We start from the raw sequence: 26411 nt of genomic DNA on the forward strand, positions 1-26411 counted from the left end.
TTGACGCGGACCTTTCATGCAATGTCATCGCTTTACGGATAGGACGGCGCGGTTGTCGTCGTGCCATTTGCCCGGCTACGTAGTGGAACCACTTTGCCGGCCGGACGTTTCTAAATGGTGATATCGGGCACTGCTGGCATTTCGTCGGCACCCCCGAATGGAGGAAAATATGAAAACGCTGCTGATCGCGATCGGCCTTGTGGCCGCAACAACTTTGCCGGCTCTGGCAGCCGAACCTGTCAAGATGGTCGACACTAAAATGGGYAAGGTCATGGCCACGGAAAWGGGCATGACCCTTTACACTTTCGACAAGGATGCCCAAGGAAAATCAAACTGCGATAAGGCTTGCCTCAAGAARTGGCCAGCCTTTCGTGCTGCCGACAAAGCCAAGGCAGAGGGGGAGTGGTCGTTGGTCAAGGATGCTGACGGCAAGCAGATGTGGGCTTATGGCGGCAAGCCGCTTTATACGTTTTCCGGAGATAAAAAGTCAGGCGATATGAACGGCGACGGCGTTGGCAACATGTGGCACGTGGCCAAGTAGGCGGATCGGCGTCGAGTTGCAGAGGGCGGTCCTCAGATCGTCCTCTGCTTTGCACTGCAAATTCCCCCAAAAGCCAGCCGCCTCACACCCGCTGGAGCGAATTCCGTGATCGATGAATCGAATGGGAAATGACGACGCAGGCCGAGGCTGATTAAGCATCTGCTTGGCATTTGCACGGATCGTTCAAGGGGTTGAGTTTGGGCAGGTGGCAACCGCAACAACCGTTGTTACTTTCATGCCTTCAAACGCAATAGCGCCTGCCATCAGCCTGCAACACCGTCAGCAATGTCGCGATCTCTCAGGTCGGCAGATTATAAGGTTGCCAGCACCCGGTTTGAAATCCGACCGGCATAATTTTTCCTCATCTCCACTTTCTGTTCCAGCACGATGATGACATCAAGCGCCAGGTCGACGCCGTGGAGTTCGGCAATTTCAGGCAGGCCGCCGGGTGTGAAGACGTTGATCTCGAGAATTTTGTCGCCGACGATGTCGAGGCCAACGAGGAACATGCCATCCTCGACGAGTTTCGGCCGCACCATTTCGGCGACCGCGAGGATCTTAGGCGTGATTTCGGCGACGGCGGCGGTGCCTGCGGCATGCATGTTGGAACGGACCTCGCCTTTTGCCGGCATGTCGTTTGGCATTTAATCGTAAGAATGCGCCCGTTCCGGCAGGTGATGGCACTTAATTTGAGATTTTTCGTTGCGATTTTCGGCGCTTGACGCCTTCCAATTCGGCAATAACCTTTTGTGATATTTGGCATTTTCTGATGAAGATTGCCGTAGGCAGCCATCTTTTCCACGGCGGAGAATCTCACATTAAGTGCCAAAATCCAAGCCAGAATCTCAAATTAAGTGCCCAATCTCAATTTAGGTGCCGAGCTATCTTGTTGAAATTATTGCATGCGGGGTCTTGCGATTAAGTGCAAAACGACAAGAGCATCCAAACGGCGAATGACGGCGTCTCAAGTTCTGCTCCCATCAAGGCGTATAATTTGTAGGGCCGCATGGATGTTCCGCTTTGATATTCTATTTTAGCTCGGCGGAAACTGGCATGGAACAGAAGGTTCGGAACGAATAAGTCGCGCGCATGCCCGATGTTCATCGAGAAGCATAGCAACTTGGCCGGACCGCCAAGACCTTCATTTCGCCGCTCGGCAGCGGTGTGGCTCAGGTGGGCGATAGTCCAGTCGATGATGATCGACGCGGGCAGGTTCAACTCGGCGATCTGGTAATGTTGTCCTTCGGTAGGGCGATCCGTATTTTTTCACCTTGGCGGCCTCTGCGAGATTGGAGACATAAAGCCGCCTCGGGGGCAAGTCAGGGCTGCGCAGGACGGGGCAGTAGCGTTAGATCCGATTTGTTTCGGCCATTCCAACGAAAAACTCCAACTTGCGCGATTCCGGAGAGGCGGCGATGGCTATCTTGAGACGGCCGTCCCGCTGCTTGAGGGGAAGTGCCATACCGTCGAGATATATGCCCATGACGTCGCGTGCGTCGATCGTCGGAAAGATAAGATCCCCGCCTACGTCAACTGGTGAAATCGTCATACGAACGTGACCCGGAGCGATCGTCAGCCCCGACATTTGAAGCTTAAGGCTGGTCTCCAGAAGAAGCTTGCCGTTTATTGATAGGAACAACCGGCCCTCCGAAATCTTGACGCTCATTGGTCCCACCGGAGAGACGATCGGGCCTACGTCGGTGTCTCGTTGCCGGTTGCGGATCGTCCAACCGTTCCAAGGATCGACATCCACGACATCGGCCATCGCCATGAGCGGCAACAAGCCTGCCCAGATATAGAAGGGATCGGTATCCCCCTGATCCATTGCTTCGCCGGTCTGCGAATTGTAGTTCTCGGCCGCGATCCTGGTTCCTTCCCAGGATTTCAGGAAAAGTTCCCGTGACTGTTCCATTAGCTTTTGTGCTTGCGGCTCAAGGCCGTATCGCTTCAGGCCGAGCCAGACGAGATAATTGACATTCGGCCAGATGCGGCCGCGCCAATAGACGTTCTCGGCATGGGCCGGATCGTTGCGGGTTGCGTTCGGCAGGCCGAACTCGCCGGCGAAAAGGCTTTCGTCCTGAAGATGATCCATCAGATGACGGACCTGTTCGTCGCTCGCAGCGCCGCACAGAAGAGGGTAGAAGCTGGTCGGCGAGAGCGACGTGACGAAGGCGCCAGAACGCTGGCGGTTGGCGAAGATCTTGCGCTCGTCGTCCCAGAGTTCCTCACGGATTCGCTCGCGCAGTCTCGCGGCGATCGCCTTGAACTCTTCGGCGTCGTTGGTCTTCCCGAGAACGGCCGCCAGGTTTGCGAGCATTTCGGCATCGAGCGCCACGACGCAGTTCAGGCCGAGATCGAAGGTCGAGAGCGACCGGGTCTTGGGATCGTAGACCGCTTCGTCATGGGTGGCCGAATTGTCCATGCCGGTCTCATTGCGGGCGCCGAAAGCGGTGCCCTTATAGAGCGACTCGCCGACATCCGATGTGCCGCAGGAAATCATGCCGCGGCCTTCCGGGTCGCGATTGTCCCACCACCACCGGTGAGCGCGGGCGACGACGTCGTAGCTCGCTTCGATGATCGAGCGCTCGCCGCTGCGCTGATAAAGATCCCAGATAACAAGCGAGCCGAGCGGCGGCTGCGTGCGGTCGACCCATGCGTCATTCGAAGTGACGATGCAGGCAACGTTGCCCTGCGGTGTCACGCCGGCAAAGGCGGTCGCAAGGTTTTCGCGGGCGATGTCCATGTCAAACAGGCCGGAAAGCAGGGCGGCGTAAGTCTGGTCGTTGTACCAGACGGCAAACTTGCCGAGGTTCCAGATGCGGGTGACGGCCGTATAGGACCGGCTGTTGGTTTCGTCCCAGATCGTGTTCCAGCCGACGATATCGCGAACCGCGGCGAGGAACGTGTCGGTTTCATCGGATGCAGGCGCTGCATTCTGCGCAAGGGCAGCCCGTGCCTTTTCGATGGCGAGGTCGGCACGGTCCGCGACAGCTGCTGCGTAGCGGCCGTCGTGCATCATCTCGAGATTGAAACGCAGGCCGATGACGGGTGCGGCACTGCTGCGGCTGCCGAGATAGAAATAGCCATTCGTCTCGAAATCCTGACGCAGATCAGCAATGCTGTCATGGCCGGTCACCTGGACCGGGTTGTCGGCGCTGACGACTGCCACAAATCGCTGATCGATCTTGAGAAGGGCGGCGCCAGCTTTCTCATCGTAGGTGACCTGAGCGCCGTCGGCGGAGATCGCCAAAGTAACCCAGAAGCGCAGCCCCCACTCGCCACTTGTCAGCGCCTTCCAGCCGCCTGTGACGACGAATGGGTCGGGCTTGCTCCAATGGAAGGAGAGGGTCGTTCCCGTATGGTCCGTCTCCAGCGATACTTCCGAACCGTCGAGTTCGTGCCGTCCCAGACGGACCATATCGTGCCGCGGCTCGATAGCTGAAGTCTTTCGGCTCCGGCTGGAATACAGCACCGGTGTCAGGCGCACGCCCAGCGGCAGGAACACCATCTCGGCCGGCCGATCGCTCCAGGTATTCCAGGCGCGATTGAGGGGAATTGTCGTGTGCTGAGGCATGTCTTAGCGTCCTGAGAAGAAGAGAATGGGAGGCGCGCCGAGCCCTGCGGGATCGTCCTTGCCGCCCTTGAACGGCGTATCCGCATAATAGGCGTTTGCCGCCGTGGAAGAGACGGAAATTTCCAGGAGATGATTGCCTGGCCCGAGCACGCCGAGATCGAAGCGATAGGGGCGCCAGCCGCGCCGGCCCGACGGGCGGCCACCGACGCTGACGCTGGCGGCGGTGTGCACGACGGGCAACTCTAGCAGCCAACGATCGACCCGGCTTGTGGTGATCATGCGTGAATAGGTCGCCGTACCAGAGATGGTCTCAAATCCCTGCGCATCCCATCCACAATCGACGCGGATATCGATCGGCCTGGGGCTATCCTCGAAGCGCAGCGTCCATTGATCGGCAAGGACGATGCCCTCGTTCCCCGTTCGATCGGGGACAGACCGAGGCAAAGCAAGTCTGCTTGCGGCTGTCAGGGCCGGGCTAAGCCGCAGGCAGATCAGCTCGTAAGGTTCAAGCCTGATCGAAAGACGGGACGAGGCGCCATGTTGGGTTTCGGTGCCATCGGCGCAATCCCACAATGCGATGTCGAAGCCTGAACTCAGAGCAAAATCGTCTGTTGCAGGTTCCGCGCTGTCGTTGAACAGGGCCAATCTCCATCCTGCCGCGTCCTCTCCGAGCCAGCGCCAAAACCTGTGCTCGGCATCCGTTCGAAGGACTGGCCCTCGTTGACTAAAGGCCGATTGCAAAGCCTCGACGTCATCGCTGGTGGGCAGTCGAGCAAGGCTCTTTGACGACGGATTGTCGATCGCACCTTCGCCGTCGAGCGGCACGAAATGGTCGCTGCCACCGGATGACCAAACGATACCTCCCGCGACGGCGAAACGTTCCAGAGCGTGGATGGCCTCTAGGCCACCGATCGTCGTGACCGCGGGCAGGATGACGGCATCGAATGTCTGGCCGCTGATCGTGATCAGCGAGCCGCCGATCGCGGCCTCGGCAACGGCGTCCTCGGAAACGAAGAGGAAATCGATGCGCCTTTCCAGAAGCGTCCGACACCAGGCGCCGACATGATCCGCATGCTCATGTCTTGGGCCTTCTGCCAGCGCAGTGTGGAGTGGATAGAAGATGGCAACGCGCGTCAGCGGGCGCGCTGGCTCGATGAAGGCTGAGAGCCTTGCGGTCTCGTCCGCCAGCAGCTCGTGGAACGGCCACCAAGGCTCGAAATTGATGCCGGGCGCAAAGTCGAAACGCGGATTGACGAAGGGGCGCGGCTCGGCGGTTCCATCAGACATGTAGAGCCCGTGCCAGATCGATTGGCGCATGCCGAGGAAGTGCATCCGGATCAGGTGCGTCCGCAAAGTCTCAAGCGTGAGTTCCCATTGTCCGGCAGCTCTCAGGGGCGTGCGCTCCGAGGTCGCGTAGGTCTCAAGCATGCATCGGCTTCGCCCGTTTGCGCGCGCCACCGAATCTGCGAGCTTCGGCGAAAGCTGGGGTATGAAATTGTTGGCATCCGCGGCGGTCAGATGGCGATAGGCATCGATGCCGAAGAAATCGACGGCCGGGGCAATGCGCGGATCGATCCCCTTGAACGTGCCGTTAAGGTCGAAGCTGCCGACATGCGGAAGAATTTCATGGCCGGTCAGTAGCAACTGGTTTTTTTCCGCCCATGTCCGCAGCGTGCCGAAGAAGGCATCGTTCATCTGCTGTGAGAGGGCGCCGTAGGTCTTGGCGCGAATGACCGGCGTCTCAGGCCCGATGTCCCGCACCAGCGAGAGAAGCGCAATGGCGAGAGGCTGGCCGGTCTGCCCCGCAAGAGAGCGGGCGAAGGTGGCCGAGAACGGTAGACTGTTCTCGAGATTTCCGGTTTTCTGCCCCCAGCTGTAGAAGCCGGCAGCCGGCTGGTCGTAGAAAATCTGATCGACCGGATACGGCAGGAAACCGTCCAGCGCGGAAACCAGCGGTTCCAGCCCATGGGTGATGAAGGCTTCGGCGGCTTCCGGCAGCAGATAATTGATGATGCGGGAGGTGCGGCTGCGGGCGCTGATAAAGACGGTGACTTTGAACCCGGCGGGGATGTCGCCGGATATCCGGAACGCGCAATGTTCGTCGCTGCTGCCGGTGATCTCGACAGGCCCCGAAAATGGCGATGCCTCGTCGGCTAATGCCATGTCGCCTGCGGGGTGGAGCGCAACCGCCTCGATCGTCCAGTCACACCAGGCCGGGCGTCCCTCATCATATTGCCAGTCAAGAATGTCTTTGCCCATTCCGGAGGTCCAGGAGGTGACGATGCCGCTGATCTCGCCGGCCTCTCGCGAAGTCTCGCACCAGAACAGATGCCGTTCGCGAAGCTCGTCGCGGCCCTTTACAGTGCGTCCGGCTGACTGGCCGCTGATCCAGTTGTAGTCGTCGTAGATGCCGATCCGCAGGCTAAGTGTCCTGGCGACTTCGACGGCGTCGCGGTAGGCTGCGATGAACGGCTCCGAGAGATAGTCTTCCCGCGGCATCGCCAACCTTGCCTGGATGTAGATCCTGCCAAAGCCCTTGGCGACGAAGTCCGCGAGCTGCCGGCGCGTCACTTCGCCGGAGGGGATCGAATGCCAGAACCAATAGGCGGCCGGCCGGAATTGCGAGCCGGGCGACTGAAAGCTCTGATCGGTCGATGTCTCTTGGCGTGATGGCATCGGTCTTCTTAATGTCCGGAAGCGCGCGCTCTGGCAAGGCTGCCTGTGATATCGGTCCAGGCCGGCTCATCAGGCGCGAAGCGGGCGCGCAGATAGGCGACCAGATCCTCGACTGCGCTATCGCTCAGCGTGTTCTTGAATGCCGGCATCGACATCGTCTCCGGTGAATTCCGTGCTTTCATCTCTGCGGGCGCTTCCGCACCGCCGAGAATGGCCTGGATGATATTGTCGGGAGTGTCAGCGTGCAGATTGGTGTTCAGCGCAAGCGATGTCAGCGCGCTATTGCCGCTGTGGCAGGTGGCGCAGGCGCCTTCAAAGATCCGCTGGCCGCGCGGAGATGCGGCGAAGGCCGTGCGTTCGGCGGCCGTGGCTTTGGCGATCGCTTCGGCGGCAGCAGCGTCCGGATTGGCCGATGTCTCCTGCTTGTTCAGGCTGGCGAGATAGTTTGCCATCGCCCGGATGTCCTGATCGGGCAGCGGCTCCAGCGCCTTGACGACATGGCTCATCGGTCCGAGGGCGCTGCCGTGATGGGCGGCGCTGCCCTTGCGGAGGTAGTCGTAGAGCGAGGCTTCGGTCCATTGCACCGGTGACTTTCCGGAACCATCGAGCGCCGGCGCATGCCAGCCGTCGGCAAAGCCGCCCGCAAGGTGGGACTTGCCCGACATTTCGGCGCCGAGCGCATTCCGCGGCGAGTGGCATGCCGAACAATGGCCCAGTGTTTCTACGAGATAGGCGCCTCTGTTCCAGACGGCGTCCTTATCCGGCTGAAACGGCATTTCGCTTCGCTGATGGAAGAGCGCGTTCCAGCCGGCCATCAGCGGGCGGATATTGAAGGGGAAGGAGAGCTTCGTCTCCGGCGCCTTCGTCTCGACCGGCGGCTGGTTCATGAGATACGCATAGAGAGCCTGTAGGTCGGCATCTTCGGCGCCTGCGAAAGACGTATAGGGATGTGCCGGGTAGAGGCGGTGGCCGTCGCGGCTCACCCCGTTGCGCATTGCCCGTTCGAAGGCCGGATAGGACCAGGCGCCGATCCCAGCGGCGGCGTCCGGGCTGATATTGCTGGCATAGATCGTTCCGAAGGACGTCTCCAGCGCTCGGCCGCCGCCGAAGGCGCGTCCGTCGTCCGAGACGTGGCAGACATTGCAGGCGCCGATTGCTGCAGCAAGCCTTCCGCGCTCGATGGTCGAGGCGGAGAAGACGCCGACATCGGGACGGCTGATCTGTGCGATGTTGGGCTGCCACGGCGACAGCAACTGAAGAAGCCCGCCGGCAACGGCAACAACGCCCGCCGTGCCGAGCGAGAATTGCCACCATTTGCGGGCCTGCTTGGGAGGATCGGCCTGCTTGGGGGTGACATTGCCCAGTCCCGCAAGGACAGCTTCCGGTGTCAGCGGCAATTCGCGGAACCGCACGCCGGTCGCGTCATAAACGGCATTGGCAATTGCCGCAGCGCTCGGGACCGACGCCGACTCGCCGACGCCGAGCGGCGGATCGTTTGGCCGGTCGAGCATCAGAACGTCGATATCAGGCACCTCGGGGAAGGTGATGATCGGGTAGCCGCCCCATTCCTTGGAGAGTACGGCGGTATCGGAGAACTCGACCTTTTCCTTAAGGACACGGCTCGTCGACTGGATGATATTGCCGTGGATCTGATGGCGGACGCCATCCGGATTGATCATCAGGCCGGCATCCTGGCCGCAGGTGACCTTCGTGATCGCTATCTCGCCGGTCTTCCTGTTGACGGCGACATCGGCAACCCAGGCTGCCCATGCGGCAGCGGTGCCGGGGAATTTTCCGTGGACATAGACGGCATAGGCGAAGCCGCGTCCGTAGAGAAGATCGCCTTCGCCACCCAGGGTGCCCCAGGTCGTGTGCGGCTGCCATTTGGCGCGCTCGGCCACGGCGCGCACCAGCTCGCTTGCCCGCTGATCGGGCAGGTAACGGAGCCGGTATTCGATCGGATCGACCTGAGCGGCGGCCGCCAGCTCGTCGATATAGCATTCATGCGCGAAGGTATTCGGCATCGCCGAGACGCCGCGAAACCACGAGGCGCGGGCAATCGGCGGCATGTCGTGAACAGTCACCCGGAGATTGCCATAGGCGTAGGGCGGGATTGCTGTCCGATCGCCCATCTGCACCACCTCTGCCACCGGAGCGACCTTACCGGTCAGGATCAGGGCGAGCGTCGGGGACAGATTGGAGGGGTAGCGCGTTTCGAAATCATAGGCTGCAGGCCCGCCTTCGGTGTCGAGGCCACCGCGGACGTCCATGACCTGGGCGGCGCCCTTAGGTTCCCAGGCATGTTCCTGATCGCGGGTCAACTGAACGCGGACCGACGCGCCGACCGCGCGCGACAGGAGGGCGGCATCGGCGGTTACGTCGTCGGCGCAGTTTCTGCCGTAGCACCCTGCAGCTTCGAGCCGCTCGACGATAATCTGCTGTTCGGGAATCTCCATCAGCATCGCGAGATCGCGCCGCATCGGATAGGGGTTCTGCGTTCCCGACCAGACCGTCAGGTGATCGTCCTCGAAATGCGCAACGGCGCATGACGGGCCGATCGAGCCGTGCATCTGATAAGGCCACACATAGGTGCGGTTCATCGCCGAAGGCATGCCTTCCAGGGCCAGATCGACATTTCCGCGGTCGATCAGCTGTCTCGGCGTCGAGGGGTTCGTCCGCAATGCAATCTCGGGCCGGTTCAGGTCTGGCCGCCGCACCGGTACCAGCCACTCGACCTTCAGCGCGTTCATCGCGGCGATGGCGTTTTCTTCGCGGGTCGCGACAACGCCAACGAAATCGCCAACGACGACGACGGCAACGAGGCCCTCGATATGAGAGACAGAGGCCTCATCGACGGAAACGAAGCTGGAGCCGACATTGCCGCCGTGGTCGTAGCCGGCATAGGGCGGCCTGACGACGCGGCCGTGCAGCATGCCCGCCACGCGAACGTCGTGCACGAAAGTCCATGCGCCGACGGCTTTCAGCGGGATATCGACGCGAGAGCGCGACGTTCCGACCAGCCGATAATCCGCGATGCGCTTCAGCGCGACATCGGGATCATGCGCCAGATGCTCGTCGAGCCCATCGACCAGTTCGCCATAGCTGATGGAAACATTCCGCTCGCCGTCACAGAATATGACGCCGTGTTCGACCCTGAGCTCTTCGTCCCTGATGCCGAGAACGAACCGCGCTCGTGCCAAGAGAAAGCGCCGGGCCGTCGCTGCCGCCTGCCGCAGCGGAATCGCGGTGACCTGAATGGTTTCGCTGGCAATGGTCGCGCCCTGATCGAGCCCGCCGACAGTGCTGCCGAGCACCATCTCCACGCTTTCGAACGCAACGTCCAGCTCCTCGGCGACGATCTGTGCAAGCGATGTGCGGATCCCGGTGCCAAGATCGACATGGCCGTTGAAGGCGACGATATGGCCGTCATCCCGGATGACCAGGAACAAGGGGCCATCTTGCGTCTTGAAATGAACGCTAAGCATTCGCCTCTCCCTGATCTGCTGTACTGCCTGCAGGCCGTTCTTCGGACCCATCGGGCGAATTTGCGACTCTTGAGAGCATCAGGGCTCGTTTGGCGGCGGCAAGAATTTCACGGTGCGTGCCGCAGCGGCAGAGGTTGTGTTCGAGCGCGCGCTTTATCCGGTTATCGTCCGCATGCGGTTCGCGCAGGGCGAGCGCCGCAACCGTGATGATCATGCCGTTCAGGCAATAGCCGCACTGGGCTGCATTCTCGTCGATGAAGGCCTGCTGGACCGGATGCGGCGAGGCGCTGTCTCCCAGGCCTTCCAGTGTCACCACGTTCCGGCTCTCGACGGCGGTGACCGGGACGACGCAGGAGCGGACGGCGCGCCCGTCGATCAGCACCGCGCATGCGCCGCACTCGCCAAGCCCGCAGCCGAATTTCGGGCCATTGAGGGCGAGGTCGTTGCGCAGGACGTAAAGCAGTGGGGTTTTCGGATCGCAGCAGACCGTGTGCTGCGCGTCATTCACTCGGATTGATATCGAAGATGCGCTCACGTGAGGATCACTCCCGCGGTTAGCCATTCGGTGCACCGGTCGGGGAGGGCGATTGTGGCAAAATCGATTGCCAGATCTAGCATCCCAGTCTCCATAGCGAGCTTTCGCCGCCTCATATTCGCAGCCTTCGTATCCGGATCAATCGATATCGCGAAGGAGCGCGTTCCCTTTTTATTTAATAGCGTATACACTGATTTAAGATGGATCGACTGTCAACAGGGTAGTCTGTCCTGTTTCTAGGTGTTGCGCTGCGCGCGCTGCGGGTGAAGAATGTCGGCGCCGTCGAAATCTCGCTTGCAATAAATAGTGTATACGCTTAATCTGCCTGAAACTGATGGCGATGTGATGTCAGCCAGAAAAATGGGATTGCTGCTTATGGGAAAACAGAAGATTGCCATTATCGGTGCCGGCCTTGGTGGTGCGGTCGCAGGATCGCTGCTCCAGCATTCCGGTTTTGATGTCGACGTCTACGAGCAGGCTCCGACCTTCGCGCGTCTTGGGGCCGGGATCCATATGGGTCCGAACGTGCTCAAGATCTTCGAGCGCATCGGCGTTGCCGAAAAGGTGGTTTCGATCAGCAGCACGCCGAAGTTCTGGCTGAGCCGCGACGGTATCTCGGGCGAGTATCTCTCCCGCATTCCGCTGGAAGGCTATGGTCATACCTACTGCACCGTTCATCGCGGCGACCTGCAGGCGCTGCAGTGCGACACGCTGAAGGGGGGCACGCTTCACTTCGGCAAGAAGCTTGCGACGATCGAAGACACCGGCAGTGACGTTTACATGACCTTCGAGGACGGTACCTCGGCGCGCGCCGACATCGTTATCGGTGCCGACGGCATCAATTCGAAGATTCGCGAGACACTGCTCGGCTTCGAAAAGCCCAACTATAGCGGCTGGGTCGGGCACCGTGCGCTGATCAATGCGGAGCGGCTGAAGAAATACGCTCTCGAATTCGAAGACTGTGTGAAATGGTGGGGTCCGGACCGTCACATGATGGTCTACTTCACCACCGGCCGGAAAGACGAATATTACTACGTCACCGGCGTTCCCCATGATGCCTGGGAGTTCGAAACGGCATTTGTCGACAGCAGCCGCGAAGAAATGCATGCGGCATTTCCGGGCTATCACCCCGTCATCGAAGCGCTGATCGACAGCACCGAGACGGTCACCAAGTGGCCGCTCTTCAACAGAAATCCGCTGCCGATCTGGAGCCAGGGCAGATTGGTGATGCTGGGCGATGCCTGCCATCCGATGAAGCCGCACATGGCGCAGGGTGCGGCGATGGCAATCGAAGATGCCGCGATGCTGACCCGCTGCCTGCTGGAGACCGGCATCTCTGATTACGCAACCGCCTTCAAGCTCTATGAGGTCAACCGGCGCGACCGGGCGACGCGTGTTCAAGCTGTCTCCAACGCTAATACGTTCCTGCTGACGCAGGAAGACCCGTCCTGGGTCTATGGCTACGACGTCTACGCCGAACCGCTGCGCACGGAGAATGCGGCATGAGCGGCCGGTTTCTCTATGGTGCGAATGTCTTCGCCAACGGCATCCGCCAGCACTATTTCCGTTACGGCGGCAAGGGGCCGGCGGTCGTCCTGGTTCCCGGCATAACGTCGCCGGCGATTACCTGGGGCTTTGTCGCCGAACGCCTGGCGCTACGCCATGACGTCTATGTTCTCGATATTCGCGGCCGCGGTCTCTCCTCGACTGGCCCGGAGCTCGACTACGGTCTCGATGCGATGGCGGATGACGTCATCGCTTTTGCCGGCGAGCTCGGGCTGAAGCAGCCGGCCATTCTCGGACATTCCATGGGCGCGCGCATTGCGATGCGGGCGTCCAACCGTTCGACAAGCGTCTTCAGCCGCCTGGCGCTGATCGATCCGCCTGTCTCCGGTCCTGGTCGTCGTCCATATCCGAGCAAGCTGCCCTGGTATACGGACTCGATCGCGCTTGCCGAAAAGGGTATGGATGCCGAGGCGATGAAGGCGTTCTGCCCGACCTGGACCGAGGAGCAGCTGCAGCTGCGTGCCGAATGGCTCCATACCTGTTATGCGCCTGCGATCATCAAGGCGTTCAACGATTTCCACGACATCAACATCCTGCCCGATTTTGGCCAATTGACCGTTCCTGCCATGCTTATGGTTGCCGGCCGCGGCGGCGTCATCCTGAGCGCGGACGAAGAGGAGATCAGAGGCCTCAATCCATCGCTTCGGATCTGCCATGCCGAAAACGCTGGCCACATGATCCCCTGGGACGATTTCGAGGGCTTCTTCGAGGCGCTCGGCGACTTTCTGATCCAGTGACAATTCCATGACGCGGCAACGCGTCATCACTCTTGAACGCATTGCAAAAGGACAAGCCGTGCAAAAGGTCTATCGCATTGGTCAAATCGTGCCGAGCTCCAACACGACGATGGAGACGGAAATCCCCGCGATGCTGCTCGCAAGGCAGTCGATCCGGCCGGAACGTTTCACCTTCCACTCCAGTCGCATGCGAATGAAGACGGTCAAGAAGGACGAACTGGCGGCGATGGACGCGGAATCCGACCGCTGCGCTGTCGAGCTTTCCGACGCGCAGGTCGATGTCCTCGGCTATGCATGCCTCGTCGCAATCATGGCGATGGGCCATGGCTATCACCGCCAATCCGAGACGCGCCTGAGAGGCCGCACAGTGGAGAATGGCGCCAACACGCCTGTCGTCACCAGCGCCGGTGCGTTGATCGAAGCGCTGAAGGTCATGAAGGCCAAGCGCATTGCCGTGGTCGCGCCCTACATGAAGCCGCTGACCGAACTCGTCGTCGACTATATCAGGAACGAAGGTTTCGAGGTCGGTGATTGGCGTGCGCTCGAAATTCCGGACAACCTCGCCGTAGGCCGCCACGATCCGCAGAACCTGCCGGAGATCGTCGCCGGTCTCGATCTGACTGGCGTAGACGTGATCGTGCTTTCAGCCTGCGTGCAGATGCCGTCTTTGGCTGCCATCGCCAAGGTGGAAGCGATGACCGGCAAGCCGGTCGTCACGGCGGCGGTTGCCACGACCTATTTCATGCTGAAGTCGCTGGGTCTCGAACCGGTCGTGCCCGGCGCGGGCGCCCTGTTGTCCGGCGCATACTAGGGAGCTCTGCGATGGAGACGGCCGAAGCGAACTACCAGGGTGTATGGGGTAACAGGATCGGTTTCGGCCAGTCCCCTGCGCTGCTCGTCATCGATTTCCTGAAGGCCTATACGATCGAGGGCGCGCCTCTTTACGCGCCCGGCGTCGTCGATGCCGTGGCGCAGACACCGGAACTCATCGAAGCCGCCCGCAAGGCCGGCATTCCGGTCATCCATACCCGCATTCTATATCTTGCGGACAATTGCGCCGATGGCGGCATGTGGGTGAAGAAGTCCCCGGTCATGAAGGCCATGGTTGAAGGCAATGTGCTTGCGGAGTTCTGCGACGAGGTTGAGCCCGCCAAGAACGAGCTGGTAATCGTCAAGCAATATGCCAGCGCCTTCTTTGGAACCAGCCTGGCTTCGCATCTGCATGCGCAGGGGATCGACACCGTCATCATGGCGGGCTGCTCGACCAGCGGCTGCATTCGCGCCAGTGCAGTGGATGCGGTTCAGCACGGTTTTAGAGCCATCGTGGTTCGCGACTGCGTCGGCGACCGTCATCCCGATCCGCACAATGCGAACCTTTTCGATATCGACAGCAAATATGGCGATGTCGTCGCGAAGGCAGAGGCGATTGCCGAAATCGCCAAAGCCAAAGTCTGACTTTCCGTAACGATACGAGGCACAGCAGTCCTCAAGCACTATAAGGGAACGAGCATGGATCAGTTCAGCTTCACGGAAATCTGCCTGCACCAGTTGAAGATGTCGGGCGTTCACGAGGGCGAAAAGCTTATCGTCCTGACCCAGGGTAACGAACGCCTCGATTATGCCGATGCCTTCATGGCGGCGGGCATGCGTCTCGGTGCAAAGATGTATCACATGCGTTTGCCACCGGTTCCGCCGGCAGGTGCTTGGGCGGTCGGCCAGACCGGACTGGCAGCGATGCCGGAAGCCGTGGAAGCCCTCAAGGCCGCCGACATGGTCATCGACTGCATCTTCCTGCTTTTCAGTCCGGAACAGATGGCGATCCAGGCATCCGGCACGCGCATCCTGACTGCGGTCGAGCCGCCGGAAGTTCTCGCCCGTATGCTGCCGACGAAGGATCTGCGCGAGCGCGTCGAATTCGCCGGCGAGCTTCTGTCCAAGGCCAAGGTGATGCGCATCACCTCCGAACACGGCACGGACGTCACTTACAAGCTCAACACCTATCCCGCGATCACCGAATATGCCTGCACGGATGAACCGGGCCGTTGGGACCACTGGCCGTCGGGCTTCGTGTTCACCGGCGGTGACGATGACGGCGTCGATGGTACGATTGTCGTTGCTCCCGGCGATATCCTGCTGCCGCAGAACATGTATGTCCGCGATCCGATCATCTACACGATTGAAAACGGCTGGATCACCGACATTCGCGGCGGTCTCGATGCTGAACTCGTGAAGTCCTACATGGCCGGTTTCAACGACCCGCGCGGCATGGGCATGAGCCACGTCGGCTGGGGCCTCAACCAGAACGCCAAGTGGCATCGTATGGTGCCCGGCGAATTCCCGGGCGGCATGGGCATGGAGGCGCGCTCCTTCTACGGCAACGTCATGTTCTCCACCGGCCCGAACAACGAGCTCGGCGGCCCGAACGATACGGCTTGCCATCTCGATATTCCGATGCGTAATTGCAGCCTGTTTCTTGATGACGAACCGATGGTTCTGAAGGGCGAAATCGCCGTCAAGGAAATGCAGCATAAGTTCGGGTAAACATCGGCTGCCGGCCGCATTACGTCGACGCGGCTGTACCAGCATGCTGGCGCAGCCGTTTTTCAATCGGCTTCAGCCGATGTCGAGGAGGTTTGGGGTAAGTATGAGCAATGGTGAAGGCAATTCTCTGGTGGAGCCCTACCGCGTCACGGACCAGGTGGGGCATCTGCTGCGCAAGGCCTATCAGCGCCACCTGGCGATCTTCCAGGACAATGCCGTCGACCCTTCGCTGACATCCGTTCAATTCGTGACACTCTGCGCGCTGCGTGACAACGGGCCGATTTCCCAGGGCGAGCTCGTCAAGGCGACCGCCGTCGACCAGGCGACGATCCGCGGCATCATCGACCGCCTCAAATCGAAGAATATGATCGAGATCTCGCGGGATGCTTATGACGGGCGAAAAGTGATCGTTTCACTGATGCCTGCTGGTGAGGCGATCCTCGAGCAGATGTATCCGCGAGCACGCTCCATCACCGAGAAGACAATGGGGCCGCTCAATCCGGCCGAACAGGTGGCTTTGCTTTATCTGTTGCGCAAGATCGCCGAGGTCGATCCTGATATAGGCGCCGGCGCGGACCTCGGCTGAGCCGTCGGCTCTCGTCTGTCCCGGCACAATGCCTCACTTGCGCATTCCATCAGGTCAGGTTCTAGACAGTCCAATTAGGCTGCCCGGTACCGCAAGGCACCGGGCAGCCGTTATGATTAGCTGGCGTAGAACGCTTTTACTTCCTGCCAGAGATTGTTGAAGCCTTCGCGGCGGTCGTCCGGAAGAGCGGATTGGATCGCCATGGTCTTCAGATACTCGGGCTTGTGAATCTGGCGGTTCAGGTCGTCAGCCGGCAGCTTTTCCATAGCGGCGGCGTTGGCCGAAGCGGGAGCGCCGATCTTGGTTGCCCATTCGACATAAAAGCCCGGGTCGATCATGTAATTGATGAAGGTTGCGGCTGCCTCCGGATTCGGTGCTGAGGCCGGAATGGAGAGGCTGTCGAGCCAGCCGATGCCGCCTTCCTTCGGAACCACGAAATCGACGGGCAGGTGGCTGTTGCGCTTGGAGCGGACCGTTGCACCCGACCAGTAGACCGAGAGATCGAATTCCTTGGCGGCGAAGGACTTGTTCCACTGGTCTTCGCTCGACCAGAGAAGCTTGACGTTCTGCTTGAAGGCCTTGAGCTTATCGCCGACCGCGGCGAGGTCGGTCGGATTGTTGATGTCCTGTCCAGAGAGCAGTGCGCCGATGGCGACGGCTGTCACGGCGTCGTCGAACAGCGCGACCTTGCCCTTGTGTTCCGGAGCGCCGAGTGCGGCATAGCTGTCCGGCTTCGGTACGCCATCGGCGACCGCCAGCGCGGTGATGCCCCATACCCAGGCGACGCCGTTGGTCTTGCCGTCGAGCTGGAGGTTCGAATGGTTCTTCAGTTCCGGAGACAGGCCGGCGGAATTCGGGATCTTCGAAAAATCGATCGGCGTCAGCAGGCCTTCGCCTGCGGCCTGCTGCGAGCGGGCGCTGTTGATCAGAACGACGTCGTATGCGCCCGGATTGGTGCGCAGCTTCGTCAGCATCTCGGGTTCGGAGCTGAAGTAGTCGTGAACGACTTCAATCCCGGTCTTTTCCTTGAAGGCCTTCAGGGACCAGGCTTCGTCTGTACCGTAGCCTTGCCAGTTGAGGACGGTGATCTTGCCGGCGGCGCGCGCCGGGCGTGTCGAAAGCGACAGGCCGGTTGTCGCCACAACCGCCGCAGTGCCCATCAGGCCGAGGGCTTGTCTTCGGGTGAAGTTGTTCATCTCTGTACCCCTTGTCGATAGTTTTTTGGATTTTTGTCTGCGGCTGCGCAGGCGAGTGCGGTGATGCCTCCCCGCATCCTCTGAACATCCGCAACGAAATATGTTCACGATCTTCCCGCCGCAAAGGCCTTGGGCAAACTCTGCGGAAAAACATTCGTGTACAAATAACCTGTTCCTAGTTTTGCATCTTGTCAAGCGCCGTTTGGCCACCGGTTCGGCGCCTTGCGTTCCAATATATCAATATCCTCGGCTATTCAGCACGTTCCGCCGCCATGTGCTGGCCCAGGCCGACTCCTCCGCTTTGGCTATTTTGCAGGAAAAACAGCATCTAAGCCTTCGTTGAAAAAGCGCACTTGACAATGGCTGGGACTACTGAAATCATTTGTACACAAAATAAAGAAAGAAGAATTCGAGGGTGAGCATATGAGGCAGTCTCAGGCAATTATGCGAGCAGCCGCTTAGCGGGTAATGCGTTGGCAAGGTCGGCGCGAGAAGCCATGCTGCGGCATGACCCGGCCGGCGAATGAACTTCAATATTGGATTTGACCGCTGCAGCGACGCGAAGGTCGCTGTGGTCGCGGAGGACGGCTGGATGGCCACACTTAACGCTCACGAACCCCCATTGACGGCTGCGCTGGATCCCCGGCGATCACGGCGGCTTCCGTCATGGGTGACGACAGGCGCGCTGCTTCTGCCGACCTATGGCTGGCTGACGCTGGCCGTGTTCATTCCCCTGCTGGCGATGTTTGCCTTTTCCTTCATGACGGCGACGCCGCTCGGCAACAAGCCGATCATCTTCACGCTGAAGCAATACCGCGCCTTCATCGATCAGCCCTATCTGGTCGGCGTCGGGATTAGCTCACTGCTGATCGGCTTCTGGACGACGTTCTTCTGTGCCGTTCTCGGCTTCTTCGCGGCCCTTGCTCTTGCCCGCGCCACGATCGGCAGGACCAAAGAGGTGTTGCTGATCCTTATCCTTCTGCCCTTCTGGACCAATGGCCTGGTGCGCGTCTTCTCCTGGACCATGGTGCTGCGGGAAGGCGGGTTCCTCGACTACATCTTGCACATGATTGCGCCGGAGGCCGGTTCGATCGGCTTCCTCTACACGCGCCCGGCGATCGTGGTCGGTCTGGTGCACGGCTATCTGCCCTATATGATCCTGACCTGTTACATCGCGCTCTCGACCATCGATGACGCGATCATCGAGGCAGCCTTCAGTCTCGGCGCCCGCTGGTGGGTCGTGCTCTACAAGATCCTCCTCCCGATGGCTGCGCCCGGCCTGATCTCCGGTGCCGTCCTGACCTTCGTTCCCGTCATCGGCTCGTTCATGGAGCCCCGCATTCTCGGAGGCCGCGTCGGGGTGACGATGGGAACGGTTATCGAGGACCAGTTTACGCAGGCATTCAACTGGCCCCTCGGAGCCTCACTCTCGTTCACGCTTCTGGCCGTGGTGCTGGCGATCTTCGCCACTTTCTCCGGTGTCCTGAAGCGTGGATCCGTCGCATAGGTGCTGGAATGAAGACACTCGGACGTTTCTATCTTTTTGCGATCCTGGCATTTCTCTACACGCCGATCATCGTGATGATGGCGATGGGGTTCAATGAATCGCCGCTCTACCAGCTGCCGTTCAGCTTCTCGACCCGGTGGTACGTCGCTCTGATGGGCAATGCCGGCTTGCTGACCTCGGGTATGAACAGCATCATTATCGCCGTGATCACCGCGGTGGTCGCGACGACGCTCGGAACTGTGGCATCGGTGGCGCTATCCCGCCGCACCTTCCGCGGACGCAGCCTGCTGCAACTGCTGCTCTTGCCGCCTATCGCTATTCCGTGGCTGATCACCGGCACGGCGATGCTGATCTTCTTCTATTGGAGTGGCATCGGCCGCGGCATGCATGCACTGATTATCGGCCACGTCGCGCTGGCCATTCCCTATGTCGTCATCGTCGTCGGCACCGGGTTCAAGACGATCCGCGCCGATCTCGAGGAGGCAGCGATGAGCTTGGGATCGACACCGATCCATGCCTTTTATTCCGTGACCTTGCCGCTGCTCTTCCCAAGCATTCTCGGTGCTGCTCTTTTCGCCTTCGCGGTCTCGCTCGACCAGTTCGTGATCTCGTACTTCCTGGCGACACCTGGTTACACGACGCTGCCGGTGCAGATCTATTCAGCGATCCGCAAGGGCTTCACCCCGGAGATCAATGCGATCTCCACCATTCTTTTGCTCGGCTCCATGGCCGTAATTCTCATCTTTGCCCGCTTCGCAAAACCCGGAGAAAATCGTGACCCACGTTAACGTAAAGTCGGTTGCCAAGAGCTACGGCGCGACGCCTGTCCTGTCCGATATTTCGACGGAATTCGCCGAAGGCTCCTTCACCAGTCTGCTCGGCCCGTCCGGCTCCGGCAAAACGACGCTGCTGCGCATCATCGCAGGCTTCATCACGGCCGATCGTGGTAGTGTGATGATCGGCGACCGGGACGTCACTAACGTTCCGGTGTGGGGCCGTAACATCGGCATGATGTTCCAGTCCTATGCACTGTTCCCGCACATGACGATTGCGCAGAACGTGTCCTTCGGGCTCGAGCGGCGTGGCATCCGCGGCGAGGTCGCCCGCAAGGAAGTCGAGCGCGCGCTTGAAATGGTGCGCCTGCCGGGCTTCGGCGGCCGCTATCCGAAGCAGCTGTCCGGCGGCCAGCAGCAGCGCGTCGCGCTTGCCCGCGCCATCGTCATCAAGCCGAGCGTCCTGCTGCTCGATGAGCCGCTTTCGGCGCTCGACCGCAGGCTGCGCCAGGAAATGCAGGTCGAGCTCTTGCGCATTCAGCGCGAGAGTGGGCTAACGACGATTTTCGTTACCCATGACCAAGAAGAGGCGCTGACGCTCTCGGACAAGGTTGCGATCCTCGACAAGGGTAAGATCGTCCAGATCGGCGAGCCGGCAACTGTCTATGAACGGCCGCGCACACGGTTTGCGGCTGAATTCCTTGGCGACTCAAACTTTCTGCCCGGCACCGTCGAAAATGGCGGCGTCCGCCTCGAAGACGGCGGCATGGTCGAAGTCGCGGGCACGCTGCCCTCGGCCGGAACGAAGGTGACGCTCGCGGTGCGCCCCGAAAAGATGTCGCCGTCGGGCGATGGCAAGAACCAGATCTCGGCGCAGATCAAGACGGTGATCTACGCAGGGCCGGTGCTTTCCTATCACCTCGTGACCAATCAGGGCAGGGAGCTGAAGCTGTTCTCGCAGAACCGCGACGGTAACCTTCTGCGCCAAGGCGAAAACGTCACGCTGTCGTGGATGCCCGAGCACACCGTCGCGCTGGTCGAATAAGATGGAGATCGAAACGATCTTTGACGGCTTCTGTCATGTGGTCATCGACATGCAGCGGCTGTTTGCCGAAGAGACCGTGTGGCACGCGCCTGCGATGCAGGACATTCTTGGGAATGTCGTTGCACTCTGCCGGCGCATGCCGTCCGAGACGCTTTATGCCCGCTTCATCGTGCCGGCTTCGGTGGAAGACGCGTCCGGATGCTGGAAGTCCTATTACGAGCGTTGGTCGGTGCTGACGGGCGATCATCACGATCCGGCTCTGCATGATCTGATGGAACCGCTGAAGGCGATTGCTCCGGCAACGCAGGTGTTCGACAAGCCCGGCTATTCGATCTTCTCGAACGAAACGATTCATGCGCGGCTGCAAAGCAGGGGTGTTCGCGCCCTGATCTTCTCCGGCGCAGAAACCGATGTCTGCGTCTATTCCAGCGTCCTGCATGCCATAGACCTCAATTACCGCGTCGTCATCGTCACCGATGCGGTGGGAAGCAGCGACAATGCCGCCCATCGCGCCGTGATCGAGCAACTCGCTCCGCGCATGCCTGAGCAGATATTGCTGCTGTCGACCGAGGCGATCTTGAGTGCCCTGGACAGCGCCGCAGCGCGGCGCTCTCACCAAAGGATAGTTTGATGCAGAACGGGGATCAGAAGCTGACGGGTCAGCCGGAGCGCCAGGCGAGCAAAGCTGCTGAAGCAGCCTATACGCTTGCCGAGCAGATCGGCTATCTCCTGCGACAGGCAAACCAGCGGCACGTGGCGATCTTTACCAGCCGGATGAACGAGAAGCTGACCACGACGCAATGGGCGGCGCTGGTGAAGCTGCGCGATCTGCAGCCATGTTCGCAGGTCAATCTCGGGCGTGAGACGGCGATGGATGTGGCGACCATCAAGGGCGTTGTCGACCGGTTGGCGAAGCGCAACCTGATCCGCACCGCCCCGGATACGACCGACGCCAGACGCCTTGTCCTGACGCTGACGGAGGAAGGCGAGGCGGCCGTCGTCCGCAACCTGCCTGTTGCGCACGATATCTCGGAAGAGACTCTCTCGACGTTGTCGCCAGCCGAACGAGCCATGTTGGCCGAGCTGCTGCGCAAGATTTCTTGACCCGAACGTTCTTTCCGGCTGCTGTCCAAGGAAATCCAGATGATTACAGTGCTTGGCTCCATCAATATTGACCTCGTGGCACGCACACGGCGCCTGCCGCGTCCGGGAGAAACGGTCGCCGGCCACACCGCCAAGACCGAAGCCGGCGGCAAGGGCGCCAATCAGGCGCTTGCCGTTCATCGGGCCGGCGGGCCGGTGCAGCTAATCGGCGCGGTCGGGACGGACGACTTCGCGACGCCGGCGCTGGCAGTGATGAAGGCCGCAGGCCTCGACCTCTCCGGTATCCGCAAGGCCGAGGGAGCGACCGGCAGCGCCTTCATCCTCATCGGTGACGATGGAGAGAACATGATCACCGTCGTTGCGGGCGCAAACGGGCTCATCGGTGAAGACGATGTGGGGCGCGCGGTTGCCCGCACGGAACCGGGCGGCATTCTGATGCTGCAGATGGAAATTCCGGCTGAAGCAGTCGCGCAGGCGCTCACCATGGCGCGCGGCCGCGGGCAGAGAACAATCCTGAACATCGCCCCGGCGACGGATGACATCGTACAGGTTGCGCCTCTCGCAGATATCGTCATCGCCAACGAGAGCGAATTCGAACTGCTGGCCGGCGAACCGCTCGGAGATCTGGACGCGCAGGTCGCTGCGCTCCACCGTCTCCACGAACGCGGTGGCCAGACGATCATCGTGACACTGGGGCCGGCAGGCGCGATGGCGATTTCCGATAGCGCGGTCATCAACGTTGCGGCCTTGAACGTGACCCCTATTGATACCGTCGGCGCCGGAGATACGTTCTGCGGTTATTTTGCTGCCGAGCTCCATCAACATGGCAACGTCGAGATGGCGTTGCGCGTCGCCGCCGCCGCGGGTTCGCTCGCCTGCACACAATCCGGCGCACAGACGGCAATCCCCGAACGCGAATTCGTACTGAGGCATTTCCACTGAATATGCGGTTTCGCAGAGGTGGGTTTGCAGCATAAGAAGGAATCTCGATTCCTCCTTGGATCTGAACGGGTACAAGGTTTCTTGGTTTGGCGTTCTTGACAAAGCAAGCGGGGAGATCGCTGCAATCGGCCCTCTCCTATAAGGGGGCCGATGGTTCGATTCCTATCAAGAGCTTTGTACGCTTATGAACGGCGGCGGGTGCTTTTACACCTACTGTGAAGTGGCAAATGGGGTGAGCTTCTTATGGAATTCAAAAACCGCCCCCACGGTAATCTTTGTGCTGAGTCGGCGGAGGTGATCCATCGCCGTCGAACCGCAACGAAAGTCATACGGATTGTCTGTCGAATTGCGAGCCTACCCCAGGTGCAGGAGAGAGTCTGTTGACATGCGTATGAAAGTATACATTATAGCAAGAATTGAGCGGACGATGAAGCGCGGATGCGATGATCGTCCCAATGGCCGCCGCCCATGAAGCGGCCGCTCAGAAACCAAAGCTTCCGGAGTGAAGCGACCGAAAGAGGAAACAATGACAGCCGCATTCGTCGATACGGCAAGCCACAAGCACAATAGCGCCCTGCTCGAGGCCGTAGAGGATGCAAACGCCGCCTTCGCGCGGCGTAATCCGAAGAGCGAGACGCTGTTCCAGGCCGCGCAGGCATCAATGCCCGGAGGAAATACGCGCAGCGCCCTCCACTTTGATCCATTTCCGCTATACGTCGCAGAAAGCTTCGGCGCGCGCATCAGGGATGCGGACGATCACATCTATCTCGATGCTCTGGGAGAGTTCACGGCAGGTCTCTATGGCCATTCGGACGACCGAATCCAGAATTCGGTGATCGAGACCGCAAAGCGGGGCGTTTCCAACGGTGCCCCCGGCGAGGTGGAGATCAAGCTTGCAAACGCCATTTGTGATCGCTTTCCGGCAATCGAGTCCGTGCGGTTCTGCAATTCTGGGACCGAAGCCAATTTGTATGCGCTAACGCTTGCGCGAGCTGTGACGAAGCGTTCAAAGCTGATTGCCTTCTCGGGTGCCTACCATGGAGGCATCTTCGTTTTTGGCGGTGGCGGTTCCAGCGTCAACGCGCCATATGACTGGACGCTTTGCGAATACAACAACACCGCCTCCACTGTGGCAACCATCGAAAGGCTCGGCAATGAGCTGGCGGCGGTCATTGTCGAGCCAATGATGAGCAATGGTGGCTGCATACCGGCAGCTGGCGAGTTCCTGCGTGCTCTGCGCTCAGCCTGCGATCGGGTGGGAGCGATTTTGATATTCGACGAGGTGGTTACGTCGCGCATGGGGGCAGGTGGAGCACATTCACTGTTCGACATCGTCCCGGATCTCGTCACGCTCGGAAAATATCTCGGTGCCGGTTTTTCCTTCGGAGCCTTTGGTGGCCGCTCGGCGATCATGGAGTTGATGAACCCGCGCAAGCCAGACGCGCTGCCCCACGCCGGCACGTTCAACAACAACGCCTTCTCGATGTCGGCTGGCTTTGTCGGGCTGAGCGAGATTTTTACCCCGGCCCGCGCAGACGAGCTCTACGAGACCGGGGAAAGGCTGCGCGAGAGGCTCAACGGACTTGCCCGAACCTGCTCATCCTCGGTCCAGTTCACAGGCTGCGGCTCCGCCATGAACATCCATTTTGTTGGCGGTAAGATCAGCGCGCCGGAAGATCTCGTGGCGGAGCCTCGAGATCTATTCAAGCTTTTCCATTTCGACCTCATGGAGGCGGGTGTCTACGCGGCGCGCCGGGGGCAGATCAACCTCAGCTTGGCGATGGTTCCCGATGATCTGGATTTGATCGCAGCATCGGTTGATCGCTTTTTCAAACGACGGGTTGACCTGATTCGTGCGATAGCTGGTGCGCACTAATTTCATCGAGGCGACAATGGCGTTCGAACCACAGTTTAAATACCGCAATCTTCCCGATCAGCTCGCAGATCACATTGTCGAGTTGTTTGCAAAGGGCGATCTTGAGCCCGGCCAACGCCTCTATGAGAAGGACGTCTGCGAACTTCTTGGCGTCAGCCGAGTGCCGGTGCGCGAGGCGTTCCGTATCCTCGGAGCCCAGGGGGTCGTGCGGACCGAACCGAACCGCGGAAGCTTTCTCGCCGAGCTCGGTCCTGACGAGATGAGCGAAATGCTCGAGATCCGCCTCACCGTCGAGAGGATTGCCTTGCGAAGGTTGCTCAAACTCGTCGCGTCGAAGCCGGAGCTTCTTGAGGAGTTAATGGGTGCCATCGACAATATGCGCCGCGCCTCCCGTATCGACGATCAACTCACCTATTGCAGGGCTGACCTCGCCTTCCATTCCAAGGTTGTCGAGCTCTCGGAAAGTCCTCTCCTAAAGCCGATCTGGGACTCTCTGTCACGCGTTGTCCTGGTGCTGCTCATGAAGGAACGGAACGTCAATTTCGATTATGACGCAGCCATCAGGGATCACGAGGTCCTTGTAGAGCTGATCAGGGACAGGAAGCGATCGGCTCTAGACAAGGAGATCGAACGCCACATCACAAATACCCGCGATAAGCGGTTGGGCCGTGCAAGCTTGGCGGCCGAGGAGGACATAGGTACATGACGACGCGACGGCTTGGGCGCACAGCGGTGCAGCTTTCTCCCATCGGCATCGGTGGGGTTCCACTCGGAGAGATCTACAAACGCATTCCAGAAGACGATGCAAGGCAGACCCTCGAAACGGCGTGGAATGAGGGGATCCGCTACTACGATACATCTCCTTGGTATGGTCGTGGATTGAGTGAACTGCGCTTCGGCCAGATGCTGCGTCAACGACCGCGTGATTCCTTTGTGATATCGACGAAGGTTGGCCGCACCTTTCACCGCCCTCAGGATCCCGCGACGTTCAAAGGCGAGTTCTGGGCCGGCGGACTGCCGTTCCAGCACCGTTTCGACTACACCTATGACGGCATCATGCGCTCCTATGACCAGAGCTTGATGCGGCTTGGTCTGAATACGGTCGACATGCTCCTCATCCATGATCTGGATGTTGCCGAGATCGGCTCCTTGGATCTCGTGAATGCGCGCTTTACCGACCTGGAGCGCAGCGGCTGGAAGGCCCTGGAGACACTGCGACGGTATGGAGAGATCAAGGCGATCGGCGCCGGCGTCAACATCATGGGCACCATTCCTGAATTCCTCCGGCGATTCGATCTCGATTTCTTTCTCGTCGCAATGCCGTTTACGCTGCTTGATCAAGACGTGCTGGAGCATGAATTCCCACTTTGCGAGGACAGAGGCGTCGGTATCATCGTTGGGTCGCCCTATGCGTCCGGAATCCTGGCGACAGGAACCGCGGTCGCGCAGCCATACTACAATTACGTCCCCGCGACGCCGGAAATCGTTGCAAAGACGAAACGCATCGAAGCGCTGTGCGAACGGCACGGGGTTACTCTGAAGGCGGCGGCATACCAATACCCTCTCAGGCATCCGATTGTGGCGAGCGTGGTCTCGGGCGCCGGCTCGCAAATCCAGGCTACGGAAAATGCCCGACAATTGGACGCGCAAATTCCTGAGGCATTCTGGGGCGATCTGAAGACCGTCGGCCTTCTTCACCCGCTATCACCGTAAAGGATCGCAGACGT

The 26411-nt window shown here is 60.1% G+C and carries 22 protein-coding genes and 1 pseudogene; 16 read left to right on the top strand and 7 right to left on the bottom strand.

The window, feature by feature from the left end; all coding sequences use genetic code 11:
• The first annotated feature begins 169 nt into the window (after positions 1-169).
• Positions 170-541 (top strand): COG4315 family predicted lipoprotein, encoded by a 372-nt coding sequence (locus QD409_RS20090; RefSeq protein WP_430763463.1) that lies wholly within the window; start codon positions 170-172, stop codon positions 539-541.
• A 311-nt stretch (positions 542-852) separates the two neighbouring features.
• On the opposite strand, the pseudogene QD409_RS20095 reads toward QD409_RS20090, so the two are convergent.
• The 6 genes and pseudogenes from QD409_RS20095 to QD409_RS20120 all read right to left on the bottom strand — a co-directional run.
• Positions 853-1173 (bottom strand): annotated as a pseudogene (locus QD409_RS20095) (glutathione synthase); the annotation flags it as partial.
• Positions 1174-1459: 286 nt separating this feature from the next.
• Positions 1460-1759: a hypothetical protein gene (locus QD409_RS20100; RefSeq protein ID WP_430763464.1), complete on the bottom strand. Its 300-nt coding sequence runs from the start codon at positions 1757-1759 to the stop codon at positions 1460-1462.
• Positions 1760-1889: 130 nt separating this feature from the next.
• Positions 1890-4115: an MGH1-like glycoside hydrolase domain-containing protein gene (locus tag QD409_RS20105; RefSeq protein WP_430763465.1), complete on the bottom strand. Its 2226-nt coding sequence runs from the start codon at positions 4113-4115 to the stop codon at positions 1890-1892.
• Between the two features lie 3 nt (positions 4116-4118).
• Positions 4119-6791: a carbohydrate-binding protein gene (locus QD409_RS20110; RefSeq protein WP_430763466.1), complete on the bottom strand. Its 2673-nt coding sequence runs from the start codon at positions 6789-6791 to the stop codon at positions 4119-4121.
• Positions 6792-6799: 8 nt separating this feature from the next.
• Entirely contained in the window at positions 6800-10276 is a 3477-nt protein-coding gene (locus QD409_RS20115; protein WP_430763467.1) for a molybdopterin cofactor-binding domain-containing protein, read from the bottom strand.
• Complete coding sequence (locus QD409_RS20120; RefSeq protein WP_430763468.1) at positions 10269-10838, bottom strand: (2Fe-2S)-binding protein; 570 nt, start codon at positions 10836-10838, stop codon at positions 10269-10271. Before QD409_RS20120 ends, QD409_RS20115 begins: the two co-directional genes overlap by 8 nt.
• A gap of 348 nt (positions 10839-11186) precedes the next feature.
• Here QD409_RS20120 and QD409_RS20125 point away from each other — a divergent pair, with 348 nt between their 5' ends.
• The 6 genes from QD409_RS20125 to QD409_RS20150 all read left to right on the top strand — a co-directional run bounded on the left by QD409_RS20125 (position 11187) and on the right by QD409_RS20150 (position 16241).
• Positions 11187-12317 carry an FAD-dependent monooxygenase gene (locus tag QD409_RS20125; protein WP_430763469.1) on the top strand — a complete coding sequence of 377 codons (1131 nt, stop codon included), beginning with the start codon at positions 11187-11189 and terminating at the stop codon, positions 12315-12317.
• Positions 12314-13114: an alpha/beta fold hydrolase gene (locus QD409_RS20130; RefSeq protein ID WP_430763470.1), complete on the top strand. Its 801-nt coding sequence runs from the start codon at positions 12314-12316 to the stop codon at positions 13112-13114. Before QD409_RS20125 ends, QD409_RS20130 begins: the two co-directional genes overlap by 4 nt.
• 58 nt (positions 13115-13172) lie before the next feature.
• Positions 13173-13925, top strand: coding sequence for a maleate cis-trans isomerase family protein (locus QD409_RS20135; RefSeq protein ID WP_430763496.1), 753 nt, complete (start codon positions 13173-13175; stop codon positions 13923-13925).
• A gap of 11 nt (positions 13926-13936) precedes the next feature.
• Positions 13937-14569 carry an N-carbamoylsarcosine amidohydrolase gene (locus QD409_RS20140; RefSeq protein ID WP_430763471.1) on the top strand — a complete coding sequence of 211 codons (633 nt, stop codon included), beginning with the start codon at positions 13937-13939 and terminating at the stop codon, positions 14567-14569.
• A gap of 54 nt (positions 14570-14623) precedes the next feature.
• The gene (locus QD409_RS20145) at positions 14624-15655 is read left to right on the top strand and encodes a leucyl aminopeptidase (protein WP_430763472.1); all 1032 of its coding nucleotides are present in this window, start codon (positions 14624-14626) and stop codon (positions 15653-15655) included.
• Between the two features lie 103 nt (positions 15656-15758).
• The gene (locus tag QD409_RS20150; protein WP_430763473.1) at positions 15759-16241 is read left to right on the top strand and encodes a MarR family winged helix-turn-helix transcriptional regulator; all 483 of its coding nucleotides are present in this window, start codon (positions 15759-15761) and stop codon (positions 16239-16241) included.
• Between the two features lie 116 nt (positions 16242-16357).
• Here QD409_RS20150 and QD409_RS20155 read toward each other — a convergent pair whose 3' ends face one another.
• Positions 16358-17437 (bottom strand): ABC transporter substrate-binding protein, encoded by a 1080-nt coding sequence (locus QD409_RS20155; protein ID WP_430763474.1) that lies wholly within the window; start codon positions 17435-17437, stop codon positions 16358-16360.
• A gap of 592 nt (positions 17438-18029) precedes the next feature.
• Between QD409_RS20155 and QD409_RS20160 the strand changes: the two genes are divergently transcribed.
• From QD409_RS20160 to QD409_RS20200, 9 genes are all read left to right on the top strand, one after another.
• Complete coding sequence (locus tag QD409_RS20160; RefSeq protein WP_430763475.1) at positions 18030-18944, top strand: ABC transporter permease; 915 nt, start codon at positions 18030-18032, stop codon at positions 18942-18944.
• 8 nt (positions 18945-18952) lie between these two features.
• A complete protein-coding gene (locus QD409_RS20165; protein ID WP_430763476.1) occupies positions 18953-19732 on the top strand; it encodes an ABC transporter permease in 780 nt (259 codons plus the stop codon).
• Positions 19719-20762 carry an ABC transporter ATP-binding protein gene (locus QD409_RS20170; protein WP_430763477.1) on the top strand — a complete coding sequence of 348 codons (1044 nt, stop codon included), beginning with the start codon at positions 19719-19721 and terminating at the stop codon, positions 20760-20762. Before QD409_RS20165 ends, QD409_RS20170 begins: the two co-directional genes overlap by 14 nt.
• 1 nt (position 20763) lies before the next feature.
• Complete coding sequence (locus tag QD409_RS20175; RefSeq protein WP_430763478.1) at positions 20764-21393, top strand: cysteine hydrolase family protein; 630 nt, start codon at positions 20764-20766, stop codon at positions 21391-21393.
• Positions 21393-21866 (top strand): MarR family winged helix-turn-helix transcriptional regulator, encoded by a 474-nt coding sequence (locus QD409_RS20180; protein WP_430763479.1) that lies wholly within the window; start codon positions 21393-21395, stop codon positions 21864-21866. Before QD409_RS20175 ends, QD409_RS20180 begins: the two co-directional genes overlap by 1 nt.
• Before the next feature lie 39 nt (positions 21867-21905).
• Positions 21906-22808 carry a ribokinase gene (locus QD409_RS20185; RefSeq protein ID WP_430763480.1) on the top strand — a complete coding sequence of 301 codons (903 nt, stop codon included), beginning with the start codon at positions 21906-21908 and terminating at the stop codon, positions 22806-22808.
• 661 nt (positions 22809-23469) lie between these two features.
• Positions 23470-24684 (top strand): aspartate aminotransferase family protein, encoded by a 1215-nt coding sequence (locus tag QD409_RS20190; protein ID WP_430763497.1) that lies wholly within the window; start codon positions 23470-23472, stop codon positions 24682-24684.
• Positions 24685-24700: 16 nt separating this feature from the next.
• Positions 24701-25390, top strand: a complete 690-nt coding sequence (locus QD409_RS20195) for a GntR family transcriptional regulator (RefSeq protein WP_430763481.1) — start codon at positions 24701-24703, stop codon at positions 25388-25390.
• Positions 25387-26397: an aldo/keto reductase gene (locus tag QD409_RS20200; protein WP_430763482.1), complete on the top strand. Its 1011-nt coding sequence runs from the start codon at positions 25387-25389 to the stop codon at positions 26395-26397. The genes QD409_RS20195 and QD409_RS20200 overlap by 4 nt, the downstream gene beginning before the upstream one ends.
• Positions 26398-26411 lie beyond the last annotated feature (14 nt).

The organism is Rhizobium sp. BR 315, from assembly GCF_050577975.1.
Taxonomy (GTDB): domain Bacteria; phylum Pseudomonadota; class Alphaproteobacteria; order Rhizobiales; family Rhizobiaceae; genus Rhizobium; species Rhizobium miluonense.

Bases quoted from the DNA above. Each gene is read 5' to 3' on its own strand.
- QD409_RS20105 (WP_430763465.1), bottom strand. From the start codon at position 4,115: ATGCCTCAGCACACGACAATTCCCCTCAATCGCGCCTGGAATACCTGG.
- QD409_RS20110 (WP_430763466.1), bottom strand. From the start codon at position 6,791: ATGCCATCACGCCAAGAGACATCGACCGATCAGAGCTTTCAGTCGCCC.
- QD409_RS20115 (WP_430763467.1), bottom strand. From the start codon at position 10,276: ATGCTTAGCGTTCATTTCAAGACGCAAGATGGCCCCTTGTTCCTGGTC.
- QD409_RS20120 (WP_430763468.1), bottom strand. From the start codon at position 10,838: ATGGCTAACCGCGGGAGTGATCCTCACGTGAGCGCATCTTCGATATCA.
- QD409_RS20125 (WP_430763469.1), top strand. From the start codon at position 11,187: ATGGGAAAACAGAAGATTGCCATTATCGGTGCCGGCCTTGGTGGTGCG.
- QD409_RS20130 (WP_430763470.1), top strand. From the start codon at position 12,314: ATGAGCGGCCGGTTTCTCTATGGTGCGAATGTCTTCGCCAACGGCATC.
- QD409_RS20140 (WP_430763471.1), top strand. From the start codon at position 13,937: ATGGAGACGGCCGAAGCGAACTACCAGGGTGTATGGGGTAACAGGATC.
- QD409_RS20145 (WP_430763472.1), top strand. From the start codon at position 14,624: ATGGATCAGTTCAGCTTCACGGAAATCTGCCTGCACCAGTTGAAGATG.
- QD409_RS20150 (WP_430763473.1), top strand. From the start codon at position 15,759: ATGAGCAATGGTGAAGGCAATTCTCTGGTGGAGCCCTACCGCGTCACG.
- QD409_RS20155 (WP_430763474.1), bottom strand. From the start codon at position 17,437: ATGAACAACTTCACCCGAAGACAAGCCCTCGGCCTGATGGGCACTGCG.
- QD409_RS20160 (WP_430763475.1), top strand. From the start codon at position 18,030: ATGGCCACACTTAACGCTCACGAACCCCCATTGACGGCTGCGCTGGAT.
- QD409_RS20165 (WP_430763476.1), top strand. From the start codon at position 18,953: ATGAAGACACTCGGACGTTTCTATCTTTTTGCGATCCTGGCATTTCTC.
- QD409_RS20175 (WP_430763478.1), top strand. From the start codon at position 20,764: ATGGAGATCGAAACGATCTTTGACGGCTTCTGTCATGTGGTCATCGAC.
- QD409_RS20180 (WP_430763479.1), top strand. From the start codon at position 21,393: ATGCAGAACGGGGATCAGAAGCTGACGGGTCAGCCGGAGCGCCAGGCG.
- QD409_RS20185 (WP_430763480.1), top strand. From the start codon at position 21,906: ATGATTACAGTGCTTGGCTCCATCAATATTGACCTCGTGGCACGCACA.
- QD409_RS20190 (WP_430763497.1), top strand. From the start codon at position 23,470: ATGCCCGGAGGAAATACGCGCAGCGCCCTCCACTTTGATCCATTTCCG.
- QD409_RS20195 (WP_430763481.1), top strand. From the start codon at position 24,701: ATGGCGTTCGAACCACAGTTTAAATACCGCAATCTTCCCGATCAGCTC.
- QD409_RS20200 (WP_430763482.1), top strand. From the start codon at position 25,387: ATGACGACGCGACGGCTTGGGCGCACAGCGGTGCAGCTTTCTCCCATC.